Raw genomic sequence first — 18045 nt, forward strand, 5'->3', positions numbered from 1 at the left:
CCGGACTAAACACGGCAGAGGCGGCGCTGGGAAGTGGGTGCTGGCGCAGATCTCCCGATAGAGCTCCCGATAGAGCTCAGCCCTCGCTTCCGCCATCGGCAATGCTGAGCCGTGCGCCGGCCTGGGCAAGGGCGGCGGCGATGTCGTGCGGCGGCGGACGGTCGGTCGCGAGTTCGGAAAAGCCGCCGAAGCCGCAGACCTGAACAAGGCCCTGGCGGCCGAATTTGCTATGGTCGGTGACGACAAGCGAACGCTGGCCGCGCGACAGCACCATGCGGGCGAATTCGGCCTCTTCCAGATCATAGTCCATGACGCCGGTGACGGCATCGACCGCACCGGTCGATATCACTGCATGGCTGACGGAAAAGCGGCTGACGAATTCGATGGCCGAGACGCCGAAGGCAGCACCGGAATCGCTGCGCAGCTCGCCGCCGGCCATGTAGACCTTATTGCCGTTGACGGTGGCCAATGTGCGGGCGATGTCGGAGGAGTTGGTGACGACCGTCAGCCGCCGGTGGCCGAGCAGTTCCCGGGCCAGGAAAGAGGTGGTGGTGCCGGTGTCGAGCATGATCGATTCGCCGTCGCGGATGGTGGCGGCGACCATGCGCGCTATTGCCCGCTTGGCATCGGCGTTCTCGCGCATGCGCCGCTCGAACGGCGCTTCGCCGGCAATCGACGGCAGGCCGACGGCGCCGTGCATCTTGAGGATGGAACCGTCGCTGGTCAGTGGCTTGACGTCGCGGCGTACTGTCTCCAGCGAGACGCCCAGCCGGTCGGCCAGGCTCGCAATGGTCACGGTGCCTTCCTCCTTGAGGAGGCGCAGGATTTCGCCATGCCGCTTCGAGTGGACCATCGGTTCCATCCGGTCGGATTGTTGCACCGCTGACCGTTTCTACGGCATAAATGCCACTAACTCCAAGGAATTTAGCAAAATTCGGGCAAAAAACCAGAAAATACCACAATTTCGCGTTGACAACACCTCCAGCGTGGCGCGACATTATCGCTGTGACAGGCTCGGAACGGAGGACGACGGCTGAGCCGCACGAAAAATCGCTTGCCCGAACGCCCGGGAGATCGTCGGGTGCAAGGGTACCGAAATTCAGGATCCGCGGGGGCGGATGCCGGCGTCGAAGAACCCGGCACAAAGGGGCTCGTCGGTGCGGTGCGGGATACCGATCCCGAGATCTGCACCGACGAGATCTTCGCGTTGCCTCCATTCCTCCGTCCGATTGTCATCGCTGGCCAGCCGTGACATGCGTGGAAAATTGACCCAATGTTGGACGAGATCGTGACTGTCGAAGACCGCATCCGTGCGCTGCCTTGCTGGACCGGCAGCATCGACATCGCGCCGCTGCCGGGCGGGCTGAGCAATGCCAATTATCTGGTCAAGGACGCGGCCGGGCGGCACGTCGTGCGGCTCGGCCAGGACTATCCGTTCCACCATGTCTTTCGCGAGCGCGAGATGATGACGGCGCGGGCAGCGCACGCGGCAGGCTTCGCTCCGGCCGTCCACTACACTGGACCCGGCGTCATGGTGACGGAGTATCTCGGCGCCAAGGCCTATGTCGCGCAGGACGTGCGCGCCGATCTCGGCCGCGTTGCCGCGTTGCTGCGCGGTTTCCACCGGGAGATGCCCGGTCATGTCTCCGGCGCCGGCTTCATGTTCTGGGTATTCCATGTCATTCGCGACTATGCGCGCACGCTGGAGGAAGGCCGCAGCCGCAAGCTGGGCGAACTGCCGCGCCTGCTGACGCTGGCGAACGAGCTCGAGCGCGCGCAAAAGCTGCTGCCGATCGTCTTCGGCCATAATGACCTCTTGCCGGCTAACATAATCGACGACGGTCACAGGCTGTGGCTCATCGATTTCGAATATGCAGGCTTCAACACCGCGATGTTCGACCTTGCCGGCGCGGCGTCGAATGCAGGCATGAGCGACGAGGAGTCCTTCGCCTTCCTGACCGCCTATTTCATGAAGGAGCCGGACCCGGCGATACGGCGCTCGCATGCCGCCATGCAATGCGCGTCGCTGCTGCGTGAGGCGATGTGGGGCATGGTTTCCGAGCTTTACCTCGACGCGCCCGGTGTCGACTACGCCGCCTACGCCGACGAAAACCTGGCGCGGCTCGAAGCCGCCCTGGAAAACTACAGGACAAAATACGGGACGCGGACATGACCTTGCCCGCCCAGGCCGGCATCGTCGTCATCGGCGGTGGCATCATCGGCTGTTCGACGGCCTATCATCTGGCGCGCGACCACAAGGCCGAAATCGTGCTGCTCGAACAGGGCAAACTGACCTCGGGTTCGACCTGGCATGCTGCCGGGCTGGTCGGCCAGCTACGCTCGTCGGCGTCGATCACGCGCGTGCTCAAATATTCGGTCGATCTCTACAAGGGGCTGGAAGCCGAAACCGGCCTGGCCACCGGCTGGAAGATGACAGGCTGCCTGCGCCTCGCCACCAATGCCGACCGCTGGACCGAGTATAAGAGGCTGGCGACGACGGCAAAGAGCTTCGGCATGGATATGCATTTGCTGTCGCCGGCCGAGGTCAAGGAAATGTGGCCGCTGCTGGAAACCGGCGACCTCGTCGGCGCTTCCTGGCTGCCGAGCGACGGTCAGGCAAGCCCTTCCGATATCACCCAGTCGCTGGCCAAGGGCGCGCGCATGCATGGCGCAAAATTGTTCGAGGAGGTGCGGGTCACCGGCTTCGAAATGACGAACGGCCGGATCGTCAAGGTAAGGACGAACAAGGGCGATATCGCCTGCGACAAGGTGGTGAACTGCGCCGGGCAATGGGCGCGGCAGGTGGGTGCGCTGGCCGGCATCAACGTGCCGCTGCAGCCCGTGAAGCACCAATACATCATCACCGAAAGGATCGACGGCTTGGCGGGTGACGCGCCGACGATCCGCGACCCCGACCGCCGCACCTATTTCAAGGAGGAGGTCGGCGGGTTGGTGATGGGAGGCTATGAGCCGAACCCGCAGGCCTGGACGACCGATCTGCCCGGTGGTGATGTGCCGGACGATTGGGAGTTCCGGCTGTTCGACGATGATTACGATCATTTCGAGCAGCATATGGGCCAGGCGATCGAGCGTGTCCCGGCGCTCGCCAATGTCGGCGTCAAGCAGATGATCAATGGACCGGAGAGCTTCACGCCGGACGGCAATTTCATCCTCGGCGTGGCGCCGGAATGCCCGAATATGTTCGTCGGCGCCGGTTTCAACGCCTTCGGCATTGCATCCGGCGGCGGCGCCGGCTGGGTGCTGGCGCAATGGGTGGTCGACGGCGAGGCGCCGCTCGATTTGTGGGTGGTCGACATCCGCCGCTTCTCCAATCTGCACCGCGACCGGCAATGGGTCCGCGACCGCACGCTTGAAGCCTATGGCAAGCACTACACGATCGGCTTTCCGCATGAGGAATATGTCAGCGGCCGGCCGCGCATCGTTTCTCCACTCTATGAACGGCTGAAAGAACATCGCGCCGTGTTCGGCTCGAAGCTCGGCTGGGAGCGGCCGAACTGGTTCGCGCCGGAAGGGTTCGAGCCTAAAGACGTCTATTCGATGGGCCGGCAGAACTGGTTTTCGCCGGTCGGCGACGAACACCGCCACGTGCGCGAAAAGATCGGCATCTTCGACCAGTCATCCTTCGCCAAATACGAAATGACGGGCGCGGACGCGCTGAAGGCGCTGGACTGGATCTGCGCCAATGACGTCGCCAAACCGGTCGGCCGGCTGACCTACACGCAGCTCCTCAACACGCGCGGCGGCATCGCGGCCGATTTGACCGTGGCGCGGCTCGGTGAGGAGAAATTCTACATCGTCACCGGCACCGGGTTCCGCACGCATGATTTCTCCTGGATTGCCGATCATATCGGCAGGGAGTTCGACGTGACGCTGACCGACGTCACGGAGGATTTTGGCACGCTGTCGCTGATGGGGCCGCGCGCCCGCGACGTGCTGTCCGATGTGACCGACGCGGATGTGTCGAATACAGCTTTCCCGTTCGGCCATGTTCGCGAGATCGCCATTGCCGGCCACATCGTGCGGGCACTGCGCGTCACCTATGTCGGTGAGCTCGGCTGGGAATTGCATGCGCCGATCGCGGCGACGGGCGAGGTTTTCGATGCGCTGATGGCGGCGGGCGAGACCTACGACATCCGCCCGGTCGGCTACCGGGCGCTGGAATCACTGCGGCTGGAAAAAGGCTACCGCGCCTGGGGCTCCGACATCACGCCCAACGACACGCCGCAGGAGGCCGGCCTCGGCTGGGCGGTGAAGCTCAGAAAAAACACCGATTTCCTCGGCCGGCGGGCCTTGGAGAAGGTCGACGGTTCGCCGCCCAGGAAACGTTTTGCCGGCTTCACGGTCGACGATCCGGACATCGTCCTGCTCGGGCGCGAGACCATCCTGCGCAACGGCGAGGCGGTCGGTTATCTCACCAGCGGCGGCTATGGCTACACCATCGGCAAGAACATCGGCTACGGCTATGTGCGCAATGCCGATGGCGTCAACGATGATTTCCTCACTTCCGGCAACTACGAGCTGGTGGTGGCAATGGAACGGACGCCGGCTAAGATACACCTCGAGCCGCTTTACGATCCGGCAGGAGCAAAGGTGAAGGCGTAGAGCCTTCCGGTTTCAGCCTCAGTTCACGATGAGCACCAGCCCCCGGCTCGGCACGGTATCGGCCTCGCCTGGCATCGAAACATAGGGCAGCGTCTCTTCGGCGCGCGTGACGGTGGCTTGCGCCTCGAGCTCGGCGATCCGCGCGGCAAACCCGGCATCCCACAGCGTGTTCTTCACTGTCAGCACGATCACCCCGCCCGGCCGGCAGATGCGGATCAGCTCGTCCAGACCCTCGGCCCCGACATGGCCGGACGTGAAGACGCCGGCTGAGATGATCCCGGCATAGGCGTCGTCCACGAAGGGCAGCGGTCCGCCAAGCGCCAGGCAGTGAAGCGCCGAATAGACGCCCTTGCGCGCGGCTTGCGCCAGCATGCCTTCCGAGATGTCGAGCGCCTCGACCTGCGGATAACCGGTAATGGCAAGCCATTCGCCGATGAGCCCGGTGCCCGCGCCGGCATCGAGCAGAGGAGCGGCGCCGCGCGGCAGATGGCGGGCCAGCAAGGCAAGGCAGATGGTGGGATGGCGATAGCCAGCCGCCGACATGTCGGCGTCATAGGTGCCTGCCCAACTGTCGTAGAGCGCCGCGACGTCTTCCGGCCGCTTCGCCGCATAGGCTGCGGCGAGTGCGCTCTGCTGATTGCTGTCCGTCATCGCTTTCCGTCGCCTGGTATCGATCCGCAACGCGATCATAGCCAAACGGCGAAAACTGTGGAACCGTCGTCGTCCCAATAACACGGGGAAAGGAGCGAAATCCATGGCGGACGACCGGGCGCGCGCCGCACTTGCGGCCATTCCGATGCTGGCCGGCTATGACGGCCCTCTGGAACGGCTCGGCGGTCTCACCAACCTCGTCTTCAGGGGTAAGGATTTCTGCCTGCGTATCCCCGGCAAGGGCACCGAGGAATACATCAACCGCGCCAACGAGGCAGTGGCGGCGCGGGAAGCGGCGAAGGCCGGCGTCAGTCCCGAAGTGCTGCATGTCGATGCCGAGACCGGCGTGTTGGTGACCCGCTTCGTTGCCGGTGCCGAGACGATGTCACCGGAAAAGTTCAAGACTCGGCCGGGCAGCCCGGCACGCGCCGGCAAGGCCTTTCGCAAACTGCACACATCCGGCGCGGTGTTCCCCTTCCGCTTCGAGCTGTTTGCGATGATCGACGATTATCTGAAAGTGCTGTCAACCAAGGACGTCGCGCTGCCTGCCGGCTACCACGATGTGGTCCGCGAGGCGGAGGCAGTGCGCTCAGCACTTGCGGCTCAACCTCTGCCGATCGTCGCCTGCCACTGCGACCCGCTCTGCGAAAACTTTCTCGATACGGGCGACAGGATGTGGATCGTCGACTGGGAATATTCCGGCATGAACGATCCGCTCTGGGATCTCGGCGACCTCAGCGTCGAAGGGCAATTCGACGCCGCGCAGGACGAGGAGATGACGCTGGCCTATTTCGGCGGCGAGCCGAGACCGGCGGAGCGCGCCCGCATCGTCATCTACAAGGCGATGTGCGACCTGCTGTGGACGCTGTGGGGACTGATCCAGCTTGCCAACAAAAATCCGGCCGACGACTTTCGCGCCTATGCCGACGGCCGGTTTGCGCGCTGCAAGGCACTGATGGAGATGCCGGAATTTTCGCGGCATCTCGCAGCGGTGCGCCGGGGTTAATTCACACCCTTCGGCACGTTTTCCGGCGGCACGGTGTCGACCACCTTCTGGCGGTGGAAGATGAACAGGCCGGCCAGCACGACGATGGCCGAGCCGACCAGGATGCGCGGCCCAGGCACATCGCCGAAGAAGGCCAGGCCGAAGACCACTGCCCACAACAGCAGGCTGTAATGCAGCGGCGCCAAGGTCGAGGCAGGGGCAAGCTTCAACGCCCGGGTGATCATCAGGTGCGCGCCGCAGGAGACGACGCCGAGAAGCAGCATGGCGCCGAAATCGAGCGATGACGGCGTCTTCCAACTGCCTATGGTCAACGCAGCGCCGACCAGCAGCGTGCCGATGGTCTGCCAGGTGACCAGCGAAGTGTCGCTGGTGCCGCGCAGCCGCCGGTTGAGGATGATAGCGAAGGCAAATGAAATGCTGCCGGCGAGCGCGAACATCGACGACAGGGAGAACGCGGCCGAGGATGGCTTCAGCATGATCAGCACGCCGCAGAAGCCGACCAGGATCGCCGCCCAGCGGCGCCAGCCGACCCTTTCGCCGAGCAGGAAATGCGACAGCGCCGCCACATAGATCGGCCCGGCCATGTAAAAGCTCATCACATCGGCGAGCGGCAGATAGACGACCGCCGCGTAGAACAGCGCCGTGTCGAGCGTCGTCATCACCACGCGCAGCAGCTGCAGCTCCGGCCGCTCCATGCGAAACAGCTTGGCCGCACCCTGATGTGCAATCATCGGCCCGAGTATGAAAAACGCGCCGATCGAGCGGATCAGCACGACCTGGCCGACGGAAAAACTGGCGACCAGCCACTTGCCCATCGCGTCGTTCAGCGCAAACAGGAAGTCGCCGGCGAGCATCAGCAGGATGCCGGCCAGCAGCACGTTCATGATCGTTGAGTACTGGGCTGCGGGCTGCGCCATTCCGTTACCGGTTCCTCGCCGTGGGGTACGGTGACCCGCGTCGTAGTCGCAAGCTGCGGCCATGACGAGGCGAAAATCGAGAATTCGGTAAGACCAGCGCGGGAAATCGGCTGGACTAAGCGTGGCGCCGGTTCACCGTGCCCGGCCTTCCGGCGATCGAAAGCCGCGTGTCCTGCCGGCTGCGCTCGGCCACCACCTTGCCCCTGGCGATGACGCAGAGACGCTCTGGGCGCAGCCGCAGCGCCTCGACTGGGTTGCCGGCATCGAGAACGACCAGGCTGGCGCGCTTGCCGACCGCCACGCCAAGGTGGTCGAGGCCCATGATGGCGGCATTGACGTTGGTGACCATGTCGAAGCAGCGCGCCATCTCGGCCGGGCTCGACATCTGCGCGACATGCAGGCCCATGAAGGCGACGTCGAGCATGTCTGCGGTGCCCAGCGAATACCAGGGGTCGAGCACGCAATCCTGGCCCCAGCCGACGCGGATGCCTTGCGCCAGCATCTCCTTGACTCGCGTCAGTCCGCGGCGCTTGGGAAAGCTGTCGTGGCGGCCCTGCAGCATGATGTTGATCAGCGGATTGGGGATCGCCGAAACGCCGGCCTCGGCAATCAGCGGCAATAGCTTCGAAACGTAGTAATTATCCATCGAATGCATCGATGTCAGGTGCGAGCCGGCCACTCTGCCCTGCAACCCGAGCCGCTGCGTCTCATAGGCAAGCTGCTCGATGTGGCGCGACAGCGGATCGTCCGTCTCGTCGCAATGCAAGTCGACCATCAGGCCGCGCTTCGCCGCGATTTCGCAGAGCTCGGTGACGGAGCGCGTGCCGTCGGCCATTGTGCGCTCGAAATGCGGAATGCCGCCGACGACATCGACGCCTATGTCGAGCGCCCGGATGGTGTTGTCGCGCGCCGTCGGCGAGCGGTAAAACCCGTCCTGCGGGAAGGCGACCAGCTGCAGGTCGATATAGGGGCCAACCGTCTTCTTCACGTCGAGCAGCGCCTCGACCGCCAGCAGGCGGTCGTCGCAAACATCGACATGGGTGCGGATGGCGAGCAGGCCCATCGACACCGCCCAGTCGCAATAGGCGAGCGCACGGTCGCGCACCGCTTCGTGGGTCAGAAGCGGCTTCAACTCGCCCCAAAGCGAGATGCCTTCGAGCAGCGTGCCCGAGACATTGATGCGCGGAATGCCGAGCGAAAGCGTGGCGTCCATATGGAAATGCGGATCGACGAAGGGCGGCGAGACCAGATTGCCATGGGCATCGATCGCCGTGCCGGCGCTGACGTTCAGCTCGGGCTCTATCGCTGCGATCGTTTCGCCGACGATGCCGATATCCGCGATCCTGCCGTCGGGCAGCGTCCCGCCGCGCACCACAAGGTCAAAATCCATCTAGCGCCACCTCGTTCAAAAAAGCCGTTTCTTTCCATGCAGCGTGCTGCCGCAAGGCGGAACCTTCAGGCGCGCCCCTTCCCTTCTCCCTTGTGGGAGAAGGTAGCCGCGAAGCGGCCGGATGAGGGGTGTTCCAGCTTGGCGCCGACGACACTCCGTCCAGCACCCCTCAACCGTCTTGGCGCTGCGCGCCAATCCACCTTCTCCCACAAGGGGAGAAGGAAAAGCCTCTATTCCGGCACGTACCGCACCGCCCCCTTGGCGGCACTTGTCGCCATCGCCGCATAGGCGCGCAAGGCCGTCGTCACCTTGCGCTTGCGCTTTTCTTCGGGCTTCCAGGCAGCCGTTCCCCTGGCCTCCATCGCGGCGCGACGGGCGATGAGTTCGGCGTCGTCGACAGCAAGCCTGATGGTGCGGTTGGGGATATCGATCTCGATCGTGTCGCCTTCCCTGACCAGCCCGATCAGACCGCCTTCCGCGGCTTCCGGCGAGACATGGCCGATCGACAGGCCGGAGGTGCCGCCGGAAAAACGACCGTCGGTGATCAGTGCGCAGGCTTTGCCGAGGCCTTTCGATTTCAAATAGCTGGTCGGGTAGAGCATTTCCTGCATGCCGGGTCCGCCGCGTGGCCCTTCATAGCGGATGACGACGACATCGCCGGCCTTGATCTCGTTCGACAGGATCGCCTTGACGCTGGCGTCCTGGCTTTCGAACACTCTTGCCGGACCGGTGAATTTCAGGATCGATTCATCGACGCCCGCCGTCTTCACGATGCAGCCATCGAGTGCCAGATTGCCTTTCAGCACGGCAAGGCCGCCATCCCTGGAGAAAGGATGTTCGGCCGAGCGGATGACGCCATTCTCGCGGTCGAGATCGAGATCGTCCCAGCGGCGGTCCTGGCTGAACGCGACTTGCGTCGGCACGCCGCCGGGTGCCGCCAGGAAGAAATCGCGGACATTCTGGCTGGTGGTGCGTGAAATATCCCAATGATCGAGCGCTTCGCCAAGGCTTGCGGTGTGCACCGTCGGCAGGTCGCGGTTGATCAGCCCGGCGCTATCCAACTGGCCGAGGATGGCCATGATGCCGCCGGCGCGGTGGACATCCTCCATATGGACGTCTGCCTTGGCCGGGGCCACCTTGCACAGCACTGGCACCCGCCGCGACAGCCGGTCGATGTCCTCCATGGTGAAGTCGACCTCGCCCTCATGTGCCGCAGCAAGGATGTGCAGCACGGTGTTGGTCGAACCGCCCATGGCAATGTCGAGTGTCATGGAGTTCTCGAAGGCGCCCTTCGAGGCGATGCTGCGCGGCAGCGCGGTGTCGTCGTCCTGCTCGTAATAGCGCTGGGCAAGATCGACGATCAGGTGGCCGGCCTCGACGAACAGGCGCTTGCGGTCGGCATGCGTCGCTAGCGTCGAACCATTGCCGGGCAAGGACAGGCCGAGCGCCTCGGTCAGGCAGTTCATCGAATTGGCGGTGAACATGCCGGAGCAGGAACCGCAGGTCGGACAGGCCGAGCGTTCGATGGTCCTGACGTCCTCGTCGGACACCTTGTCGTCGGCGGCCGCGACCATGGCGTCGACCAGATCAAGCGCCTGGCTCTTGCCGGCGAGCACCACCTTGCCGGCCTCCATCGGCCCGCCGGAGACGAAGACGGTCGGGATGTTGAGGCGCAGCGACGCCATCAGCATGCCGGGCGTGATCTTGTCGCAATTCGAGATGCAGACCATCGCGTCGGCGCAGTGCGCGTTGACCATGTATTCGACCGAGTCGGCGATCAATTCGCGTGACGGCAGCGAATAGAGCATGCCGTCATGGCCCATGGCGATGCCGTCATCGACGGCAATGGTGTTGAACTCCTTGGCGACGCCGCCGGCTTTTTCGATCTCGCGGGCAACCAGCTGGCCGAGATCCTTCAAATGGACATGGCCCGGCACGAATTGGGTGAAGGAATTGACCACGGCAATGATCGGCTTGCCGAAATCCGAATCCTTCATGCCGGTAGCGCGCCACAGGCCGCGGGCGCCGGCCATGTTGCGGCCATGGGTGGTGGTGCGGGAACGGTAGGCGGGCATTGAACTGTCCTTGCTGTCTGCGTCGCGCCCAAAGGTGCGGAAAACCGGAATTGAGCCGCAGGCCTTATAGACGCCACACTCTGGTCTGGCCACAATTTTGCGCTGCGCCAGGGTGCGGAACGAGCGGCCAGCCAAAGACGCAGCCGGTCCAGGCCGTAAAAAAGTCAGAAGTGCTGTCGGATCGTGTTTTGCTCGAGCGTCCTTGAGCAGACGGCGGGACCGGGCATCAATTGCCAGCCGGCCGTTTTGCGAGTGAAACAAGCCAAAACCAGCCCGAGGAGCAAGAGAATGCAAAAGATCACCCCCTGCCTGTGGTTCGACGACCAGGCCGAGGAGGCCATGAACCATTACATCTCCATCTTCAAGAATTCGAAGGTGCTGAGCGTGATGCGCTGGCCCAAGGGCAGCGGCGATAATGAGGGCAAGGTGCTGATGGTCTCATTCGAGCTCGACGGCGTTCAGTTCCAGGCGCTCAACGGCGGCCCGCAATTCAAGTTCACCCAGGCAGTCTCGCTCTCCATCGACTGCAAGACGCAGGAAGAGGTCGACTATTTCTGGGACAGGCTCATCGCGGGCGGTGGCCAGCCCAGCCAGTGCAGCTGGCTGAAGGACAAATTCGGCCTCTCCTGGCAGGTCGTTCCCGAACAGCTGCCCAGGCTGCTGCTGGACCCCGACACGGAAAAGGCCGGCCGCGTGATGCAGGCGATGATGCAGATGAGCAAGATCGACATCGCCAAGTTCGAAGAGGCAGCGAAAGGGTGAACGAACGCGATCTTTCCTTCTCCCCCTGTGGGAGAAGGTGGATCGGCGCGAAGCGCCGAGACGGTTGAGGGGTGCTGGACGGAATGAGACGTTGGTGTTTCCTGGAACACCCCTCATCCGTCGCCTTCGGCGACACCTTCTCCCACAAAGGGAGAAGGGAAGGGGCGCATCAAGCCGCTCTGTCGCGGACCTGATAATCCTTGACCGCGGTGAAGCGGATCGCCTTCCAGCGCTCGGCCTCGTAGTTGAGCGAGAAGGCGTGCTGGGCGAGGAACACCGGATCGTTGTCGAGATCGCGCGCGATGTCGCCGCGATGCGCCTCGATGAAGCGCTGGAGTTCGGCCCTGTCGTCGGCCGATATCCAGCGGCAGACGGAAAAGCGCGACATCTCGAAATCGACCGGCAGTGTGTATTCGAAGTTTAGCCGCTCCTTCAAGACGTCGAGCTGCAGGGCGCCGACGACGCCGACGATGGCTGGCGAGCCGTCCTCCGGCGAGAACAATTGCACGACGCCTTCCTCGGCCATCTGGTGCAGCGCTTCCTTGAGCTTCTTGGCTTTCATGGCATCGCCGAGGCGAACGCGGCGCAGGATTTCAGGCGCGAAATTCGGCACGCCGCGAAACAGGATCTCCTCGCCTTCGGTCAGCGTGTCGCCGATGCGCAGCGTGCCGTGGTTGGGGATGCCGACGACATCGCCGGCGAACGCCTCGTCGGCCGTGACGCGGGTGCGGGCGAAGAAGAATTGCGGTGCCGACAGGCTCATCGGTTTTCCCGTGCGCACCAGCTTGGCCTTCATGCCGCGCTCGAGCTTGCCGGAGCAGACGCGGACGAAAGCGATGCGGTCGCGATGGTTGGGGTCCATATTGGCCTGGATCTTGAAGACGAAGGAGGTCATCTTGTCCTCGGTCGCCTCGACCTTGCGGCTGTCGGCCTCCTGCGCGCGCGGCGGCGGCCCGTAGGCGCCGAGCGCCTCGATCAGGTCGCGCACGCCGTAATTGCGCAGCGCCGAACCGAAATAGACCGGCGTCAAATGGCCCTCGCGGAAGGCATCGAGGTCGAGCGGGCGACAGGCCGCGCGCGCCAGCTCCAGCTCCTCGATGAAGGCCTCCCGCTCGTTCTCCGGCAACAGGCCGGCAACGCGGTTGGAATCGGGACCGTTGACCGGCGTGCGCTCCTTTTCGGCGTCGCCCTTGCGCACCGCGTTCAGCGCCAGATGGTAGGTCCCGGAAAAGGTCTTGCCGCGGCCGATCGGCCAGGTGATCGGCGCTGTATCCAGTGCCAGCTTCTGCTCGATCTCATCGAGGATGTCGAATGGGTCTCGGCTTTCGCGGTCCATTTTGTTGACGAAGGTGATGATCGGGATATCGCGCAGCCGGCAGACCTCGAACAGTTTCAGCGTGCGCGGCTCGATGCCCTTGGCGGCGTCGATCACCATGACCGCGCTGTCGACCGCCGACAGCGTGCGATAGGTGTCGTCGGCGAAATCCTCGTGGCCGGGCGTGTCGAGCAGGTTGAAGACGGTGTCCTCGTATTCAAAGGTCATCACCGAGGTGACCACCGAAATGCCGCGCTCGCGTTCGATCTTCATCCAGTCCGAGCGGGTCTGGATGCGGTCCTTCTTGGCCTTGACCTCGCCGGCAAGCTGGATGGCGCCGCCGAACAAAAGCAGTTTTTCGGTGAGCGTCGTCTTGCCGGCGTCGGGGTGGGCAATGATCGCGAAAGTGCGGCGGCGCGATACCGCTTGTTCGATGTCTTCAGCCAATTTCATGGAATCCTGTCTGTGGCGCGGGCTTCTAGCAGCGCTTTTCCGGCCTGTCGAACGGAAACACCGCTGATACCCCGGCAGCAGGTTCAGTCTCTGACGATAGCCGCCTGCGTGACCGAGCCAGCGTCATCCAGGCGCATAACCAGCCATTCAGAGTCGATCGAAAAAAATCCTCTTTCCGAACCAAGAATATAAACCAGACTCCAGTCCTCGAAATAGTCCGTCTTCGGCGGCTCGCCGAGCATGGCAACAACTTCTGCCCGCGATTTCCCAACCAACGCCCCGGTCAGCACCAAACCGTCAGCAATGCGATGGCGCTTATGCAAAGGATCCAGCCAGTTGTCGTCCTGCCACCAAGATCGAACGATCGGCAGCGGGCCGAAGAAGACGGCATAGACAATGGCGGCTCCGGCTGCAGCAAAAACCAGCCCTTTTATCCAGCGGCGCAAATGACCCTCATGTGATTGAGCTGAACGTTTCCAGTGAGGCGATCGTCATCGACCCGCTTCGAGAGCGGTCCCGGCAACGCTCTTGGCAAGTCTGTAGCATGGTGGCAATCAAGGCAAGAAGTCCTGGGCGTTTGAAGGTACACGGCCGCGAGCAAGAACATCATCGTCATTGGATACGGCATCATTGGCGCCTCCATCGCTTGGCACCGGCAGAGCTAAGCTGTCGACCTCTCCGCCGGCCGCGGCCGCCGGTTCACGTCCCGACGTCAGGCCGCATGGCTCTCGAACGCTATCTCGGGAATCCACTCGGCAATGGCGGCGCCGATCCTGTCGGCATGATCCTCCTGCAGATAATGCGCGCCGGGTCCGAGATCGATCAGGCGGCAACTCTTCAGGCTCGCCGCGAATTCCCGTGCCGCCTGCGGCGAGACGAGGGCCCCCGGATCGCCTGAGAAAAGCAGCTTCGGGTAGGAGGAGAGCCGGAGCGCCCGATGGTCGTGCTCGCTGATGGCACCGACATCGGCGGGCTGGCCTTCAATCGGCAGGTCGCGCGGCAGCCGCAGGATCGGCTTGCGCGATTGCGGCGTCGGGAACGGTGCCCGGTAGGAGGCCATTTCCTCATCGCTCATCGTGCGCAGCACCGCAGCCGGCAGCACCTTTTCGACGAAGACGTTGTCTTCCAGGACAAGCTTCTCACCGACGCCAGGCGTGCGCATTGCCTTGAACAATTCGCGCGCCTGCGGACGCTGGTGAAAATCGTCCCAACTCTCGAAGGGGCGGATGAATTCCATGAAGGCGAGGCCGAGGATCCGCTGCGGCCGCCGGGCCGCGAGATGGAAGGCGAGCGCGGTGCCTCAGTCCTGCGCGACGACCACCACGTCGGTGATGCCAAGCGTCTCGATGAAGGCGTCGAGATAGCGGACGTGGTCGAAGAAGCGATAGTCGATGTCCGGCTTGCCGGATTGGCCATAGCCGATCAGGTCGGGCGCAATGCAGCGGCCGAACGGCGCCACATGCGGGATGATGTCGCGCCAGATGTAGGACGACGTCGGGTTGCCGTGCAGGAAGAGTACCGTCGGACCGGCAGTACCTGCCTCGACATAGGAGATGGTGGAATCGAGTACCGCGACTTGCGAGCGCGGCACCGTTGTGCGGGATTGCTGCTTTTCGAGTTTCGGGTTCATCGGATCAGCTCCTTTTTGCGAAGACTGTTTTGAAGACGATATTCTTGAAACGCTCGAGCGGTTCGGGACTGCGCTCCACCTTCATGCGCAGCATCGCGCCTTGCCAGGAACTCAACAGGAAATCGGCGAGGTCCTCGGCATCGAACGCGTCGGTGATGTCGCCAGCCGCCTGGCCCTCGGCGATGCATTCGGCAAAGGGCTTACGCCAGCGTTCGAAAATGGCGACGAGTTGCAGCCTCAGCGCCTCGCTGTGAGCCGCCGTCTCGAGGCTGAGATTGCCGATCATGCAGCCCCGTGCCCAATCATGCGCCTCCAGCTTCGACGTGATGATTTCGAGATAGCGGCGCAAGCGCCCGACCGGGGGCGTGCCGTCCCGAGCAAGGGCCTGCTCCACCAAACCGCTCACATAGGCGAAATAGCGGTCCAGCACCTCGCCGGTGAACGCCTCCTTGGAGACAAAATGATTGGTGAAGGACCCCGGGCGGGCATCGGCCGCGGCGACGATGTCGCGTACGCCGGCGGACGAATAGCCGGAATTCCAGATGGTTTTGAAACCGGCGTCGAGAAGTTTTTCGCGAAGTGAATGTCTAGCCATGCCGGTATAATACGTACGTACGTATTAAAGTCAAGAAGCATATTTTATACCGCGCGCTCTTGGCAGAACCCACGGGCAATGGCATCGCAGTGGTGGCGTTGGAACGAGGAGTGAAGCATGACAGCGGCGAAACAAGTCATCGTCATCGGCGCCGGCATCATCGGCGCCTCCATCGCCTGGCACCTGACCAGGGCCGGAGCAAAGGTGACGGTCATTGCCGACAGCGGCGCCGGCGGCGTCGCGACACCGAATTCCTTTGCCTGGATCAATGCCAGCTGGGGCAATCCGGAGGTCTATTTCCGCCTACGCATTCGGTCGATGGCCGAATGGACGCGGCTGGCGAACGAGGTGCCCGGCATCCCGTTGCAGTGGTGCGGTGGCTTGTGGTGGGACCTGCCACGTCCCGAACTTGAGGCCTATGCGGCCGAGCACTCCGCATGGGGCTACGGCATCGAGCGTGTCGACCGTGCCGGAGCGGCGCGTATCGAGCCCAATCTGGCCGAACTTCCCGATTTCGCCCTTTATGTCGCCGAGGAAGGTGTCGCCGAGCCGGTCGCCGCCACGCAAGCACTGCTGGCCGACGCCGAACGGCGCGGCGCGCGAATTGTAGCCGGGACGACCGTCACCGCTCTGGTGCAAGCCAACGGCAGGATTGCCGGCGTCGATACATCCGGCGGGCGGATTGCTGCCGACGAGGTGGTGATCGCGGCCGGAGCCGGCTCTCCGGCACTAGCGGCAATAGCCGGGATAGAACTGCCGATCGAGACGCCACCCGGCCTGATCGTGCATTCGCGCCCCTACGAAAAGCTGCTCAACGGCCTGGTGATCGGCGACCGCCTGCATATGCGCCAGACGGCGGAAGGCCGCATCATCGCGGGCTCGGATTTCGGCGGCGCCGATCCCGGCATGGATGCCGCGGCCACCGCCGGCGACCTGTTTGCGGCGATGAAGGCGATGCTACGCGGCGCGGATGAGCTGGAACTCGATTTCCACACCATTGGCTACCGGCCGACGCCAGTCGATGGCTTTCCGATCATTGGCCGCGCCGAAGGCACGAGCGGCGTCTACGTCGCGGTCATGCATTCCGGCATCACGCTGGCACCGGCCGTCGGCCTGTTCGCCGCCCGCGAAATCCTCGACGGCGAGCGCGATCCGCTGCTTGATCCCTACGGGCTGGCGCGGTTTACTCAATAACCGGGCGGGCGGCGAAAGCCGCCGGCCAGCGGGTCGATTGCCCTGGCGATCCCGAGCAGGCGCGACTCCGACCAGCGTTTGCCAACAATCTGTAGTCCGATGGGCAGGCCATTGCTGTCCTGTCCGCAGGGCAGCGACAGTGCGGGGTGGCCGCTGTAGTTGAACACCGCGCCATAGGCCGGCAGCATCCAGTAGCTTTGCTCGCTACCGTCGACCCCGATCGGCGTTCCTGGCTCGCAATGCGGGAAGGCGGTGGCCATGGCGACCGGGCACAGCAAGGCGTCGCAGCCGTCGAAGAACCGTTCCCACGCCAGGATGGAGCGGTCGCGGCGGGCGAGCGCCTCGAACCAGCGCGAGACCGGTGTCGGCTTCTCCCGCGGTTCGGGCTGGGCCGCCTCCAGCATCATGCCGATCAGCGCACCGCCTTGTGCTAGGTCGTCGTGCAGGTCGAACTCCGGCAACTTAGCTTCCTCGACGATGGCGCCCGCGGCCTGAAGCTCTTTTGCCAGACTTTCGACCGCCGCGCTGATCTCGCCGGCCACCGGAAAGCCCGGAAAGGACGGCGCGACGGCAATCCGCAAATTTCTGAGATCCAGCTCCGGCATGGTTTCGACCGGTACCGGCGCAAGGTCGGTATCGCTTCCATCCGGCCCGGCAATGAGGCCGTAGATCGGTGCCAGGTCCTCGACGCTGCGCGCCATCGGTCCGAGGCAGGAGATCAGCCTCACGCTGCGCGGCGCCCCGCCTGGATCGGGGAAGGCGCCGGCGAGCGAGACGCGGTGCTCGGTCGGCTTGAGGCCGTAGACGCCGCAAAAGGCAGCGGGCAGCCGGATCGAATCCTGCATGTCGGTGCCGACCTCGAACGGCGTCATTCCGGTGCCGAGCGCCGCCGCCGCACCGCCACTGGAGCCGCCGGCGGTGCGCTGGAGATTCCAGGGGTTGCCGGTGCGGCCGAACAGCGGATTGCTCGACTGCCAGTCACCGAGCATTGTCGCCACGTTCGTCTTGCCCACCAGTATGCCGCCTGCCGCCTTCAGCCGGGCAACGACCGGACTGTCTGCCCTCGGGGCATAGTCGGCGAAAGCCGGGAAGCCGACAGTGGTTCTCATGCCGGCGGTTTCGTGCGTGTCCTTCAGTGTGAACGGCACGCCGTGTAGCGGCCCAAGGGCCTCGCCGCGCGCCTGGGCTTCGTCGGCCTTGCCAGCGCGTTGCCGCGCACCTTCCCGATCGAGGGTTACGACTGCGTTGACCGCCTCATTGTGCCTGTCAATTTGCGTCAGATGCGCGTCCAGCGCTTCCACAGCGGAAATCTTGCGGTCGCGAATGGCGGCAGCCAATTCTGTCGTCGGGGAAAAGACGATATCCATCGTGGATGCTCCGGGCTATCGCGCCGCGCTCCTCAAAATGGCGGATTGCGGCGCGGCTTCAAGCCTG

At 63.9% G+C, this 18045-nt stretch carries 14 protein-coding genes and 1 pseudogene; 5 read left to right on the top strand and 10 right to left on the bottom strand.

All coding sequences use genetic code 11. From position 1 onward, the window contains the following. Positions 1 to 76: 76 nt before the first annotated feature. The gene (locus NKI47_RS15205) at positions 77 to 853 is read right to left on the bottom strand and encodes a DeoR/GlpR family DNA-binding transcription regulator (protein ID WP_352448483.1); all 777 of its coding nucleotides are present in this window, start codon (positions 851 to 853) and stop codon (positions 77 to 79) included. A 435-nt stretch (positions 854 to 1288) separates the two neighbouring features. Between NKI47_RS15205 and NKI47_RS15210 the strand changes: the two genes are divergently transcribed. Continuing rightward, the gene (locus NKI47_RS15210; protein WP_352591294.1) at positions 1289 to 2173 is read left to right on the top strand and encodes a phosphotransferase; all 885 of its coding nucleotides are present in this window, start codon (positions 1289 to 1291) and stop codon (positions 2171 to 2173) included. Then, a complete protein-coding gene (locus NKI47_RS15215) occupies positions 2170 to 4623 on the top strand; it encodes a GcvT family protein (protein ID WP_352591152.1) in 2454 nt (817 codons plus the stop codon). The genes NKI47_RS15210 and NKI47_RS15215 overlap by 4 nt, the downstream gene beginning before the upstream one ends. A gap of 18 nt (positions 4624 to 4641) precedes the next feature. Here NKI47_RS15215 and NKI47_RS15220 read toward each other — a convergent pair whose 3' ends face one another. Further along, complete coding sequence (locus NKI47_RS15220; protein WP_352568327.1) at positions 4642 to 5274, bottom strand: class I SAM-dependent DNA methyltransferase; 633 nt, start codon at positions 5272 to 5274, stop codon at positions 4642 to 4644. A 103-nt stretch (positions 5275 to 5377) separates the two neighbouring features. On the opposite strand from NKI47_RS15220, the gene NKI47_RS15225 reads away from it, so the two are divergent. Further along, the gene (locus tag NKI47_RS15225; protein ID WP_352591155.1) at positions 5378 to 6280 is read left to right on the top strand and encodes a phosphotransferase; all 903 of its coding nucleotides are present in this window, start codon (positions 5378 to 5380) and stop codon (positions 6278 to 6280) included. Here the strand turns inward: NKI47_RS15225 and NKI47_RS15230 are convergent. From NKI47_RS15230 to ilvD, 3 genes are all read right to left on the bottom strand, one after another. Then, entirely contained in the window at positions 6277 to 7197 is a 921-nt protein-coding gene (locus NKI47_RS15230; protein WP_352591158.1) for a DMT family transporter, read from the bottom strand. The genes NKI47_RS15225 and NKI47_RS15230 overlap by 4 nt on opposite strands. A gap of 115 nt (positions 7198 to 7312) precedes the next feature. Then, positions 7313 to 8587: an amidohydrolase family protein gene (locus tag NKI47_RS15235; RefSeq protein ID WP_352568322.1), complete on the bottom strand. Its 1275-nt coding sequence runs from the start codon at positions 8585 to 8587 to the stop codon at positions 7313 to 7315. Between the two features lie 230 nt (positions 8588 to 8817). Continuing rightward, positions 8818 to 10662 (bottom strand): dihydroxy-acid dehydratase, encoded by a 1845-nt coding sequence (gene ilvD / locus NKI47_RS15240; protein ID WP_352591161.1) that lies wholly within the window; start codon positions 10660 to 10662, stop codon positions 8818 to 8820. A 288-nt stretch (positions 10663 to 10950) separates the two neighbouring features. Here ilvD and NKI47_RS15245 point away from each other — a divergent pair, with 288 nt between their 5' ends. Further along, positions 10951 to 11424, top strand: a complete 474-nt coding sequence (locus NKI47_RS15245) for a VOC family protein (RefSeq protein ID WP_352591164.1) — start codon at positions 10951 to 10953, stop codon at positions 11422 to 11424. A 169-nt stretch (positions 11425 to 11593) separates the two neighbouring features. Here NKI47_RS15245 and NKI47_RS15250 read toward each other — a convergent pair whose 3' ends face one another. The 4 genes and pseudogenes from NKI47_RS15250 to NKI47_RS15265 all read right to left on the bottom strand — a co-directional run bounded on the left by NKI47_RS15250 (position 11594) and on the right by NKI47_RS15265 (position 15417). Continuing rightward, entirely contained in the window at positions 11594 to 13192 is a 1599-nt protein-coding gene (locus NKI47_RS15250) for a peptide chain release factor 3 (RefSeq protein WP_502893745.1), read from the bottom strand. 83 nt (positions 13193 to 13275) lie between these two features. Continuing rightward, positions 13276 to 13638, bottom strand: coding sequence for a hypothetical protein (locus NKI47_RS15255; RefSeq protein ID WP_352458662.1), 363 nt, complete (start codon positions 13636 to 13638; stop codon positions 13276 to 13278). A 266-nt stretch (positions 13639 to 13904) separates the two neighbouring features. Then, positions 13905 to 14822, bottom strand: a pseudogene (locus tag NKI47_RS15260) (haloalkane dehalogenase). 4 nt (positions 14823 to 14826) lie between these two features. Continuing rightward, entirely contained in the window at positions 14827 to 15417 is a 591-nt protein-coding gene (locus NKI47_RS15265; protein WP_352591167.1) for a TetR family transcriptional regulator C-terminal domain-containing protein, read from the bottom strand. A gap of 117 nt (positions 15418 to 15534) precedes the next feature. Between NKI47_RS15265 and NKI47_RS15270 the strand changes: the two genes are divergently transcribed. After that, entirely contained in the window at positions 15535 to 16611 is a 1077-nt protein-coding gene (locus NKI47_RS15270; RefSeq protein WP_352591170.1) for an NAD(P)/FAD-dependent oxidoreductase, read from the top strand. Here the strand turns inward: NKI47_RS15270 and NKI47_RS15275 are convergent. Next, entirely contained in the window at positions 16605 to 17978 is a 1374-nt protein-coding gene (locus tag NKI47_RS15275) for an amidase (protein WP_352591173.1), read from the bottom strand. The two genes, NKI47_RS15270 and NKI47_RS15275, sit on opposite strands and share 7 nt — an antisense overlap. Between the last annotated feature and the right edge of the window lie 67 nt (positions 17979 to 18045).

Source organism: Mesorhizobium sp. M0633 (genome assembly GCF_040320645.1).
In the GTDB taxonomy this organism is placed as follows: domain Bacteria; phylum Pseudomonadota; class Alphaproteobacteria; order Rhizobiales; family Rhizobiaceae; genus Mesorhizobium.

What these genes read in the sequence shown, in the direction of transcription:
- NKI47_RS15215 (WP_352591152.1), top strand. Translation starts at nt 2,170, where the DNA reads ATGACCTTGCCCGCCCAGGCCGGCATCGTCGTCATCGGCGGTGGCATC.
- NKI47_RS15230 (WP_352591158.1), bottom strand. Translation starts at nt 7,197, where the DNA reads ATGGCGCAGCCCGCAGCCCAGTACTCAACGATCATGAACGTGCTGCTG.
- NKI47_RS15275 (WP_352591173.1), bottom strand. Translation starts at nt 17,978, where the DNA reads ATGGATATCGTCTTTTCCCCGACGACAGAATTGGCTGCCGCCATTCGC.
- NKI47_RS15245 (WP_352591164.1), top strand. Translation starts at nt 10,951, where the DNA reads ATGCAAAAGATCACCCCCTGCCTGTGGTTCGACGACCAGGCCGAGGAG.
- NKI47_RS15225 (WP_352591155.1), top strand. Translation starts at nt 5,378, where the DNA reads ATGGCGGACGACCGGGCGCGCGCCGCACTTGCGGCCATTCCGATGCTG.
- NKI47_RS15265 (WP_352591167.1), bottom strand. Translation starts at nt 15,417, where the DNA reads ATGGCTAGACATTCACTTCGCGAAAAACTTCTCGACGCCGGTTTCAAA.
- ilvD (WP_352591161.1), bottom strand. Translation starts at nt 10,662, where the DNA reads ATGCCCGCCTACCGTTCCCGCACCACCACCCATGGCCGCAACATGGCC.
- NKI47_RS15235 (WP_352568322.1), bottom strand. Translation starts at nt 8,587, where the DNA reads ATGGATTTTGACCTTGTGGTGCGCGGCGGGACGCTGCCCGACGGCAGG.
- NKI47_RS15205 (WP_352448483.1), bottom strand. Translation starts at nt 853, where the DNA reads ATGGTCCACTCGAAGCGGCATGGCGAAATCCTGCGCCTCCTCAAGGAG.
- NKI47_RS15220 (WP_352568327.1), bottom strand. Translation starts at nt 5,274, where the DNA reads ATGACGGACAGCAATCAGCAGAGCGCACTCGCCGCAGCCTATGCGGCG.
- NKI47_RS15270 (WP_352591170.1), top strand. Translation starts at nt 15,535, where the DNA reads ATGACAGCGGCGAAACAAGTCATCGTCATCGGCGCCGGCATCATCGGC.
- NKI47_RS15250 (WP_502893745.1), bottom strand. Translation starts at nt 13,192, where the DNA reads ATGAAATTGGCTGAAGACATCGAACAAGCGGTATCGCGCCGCCGCACT.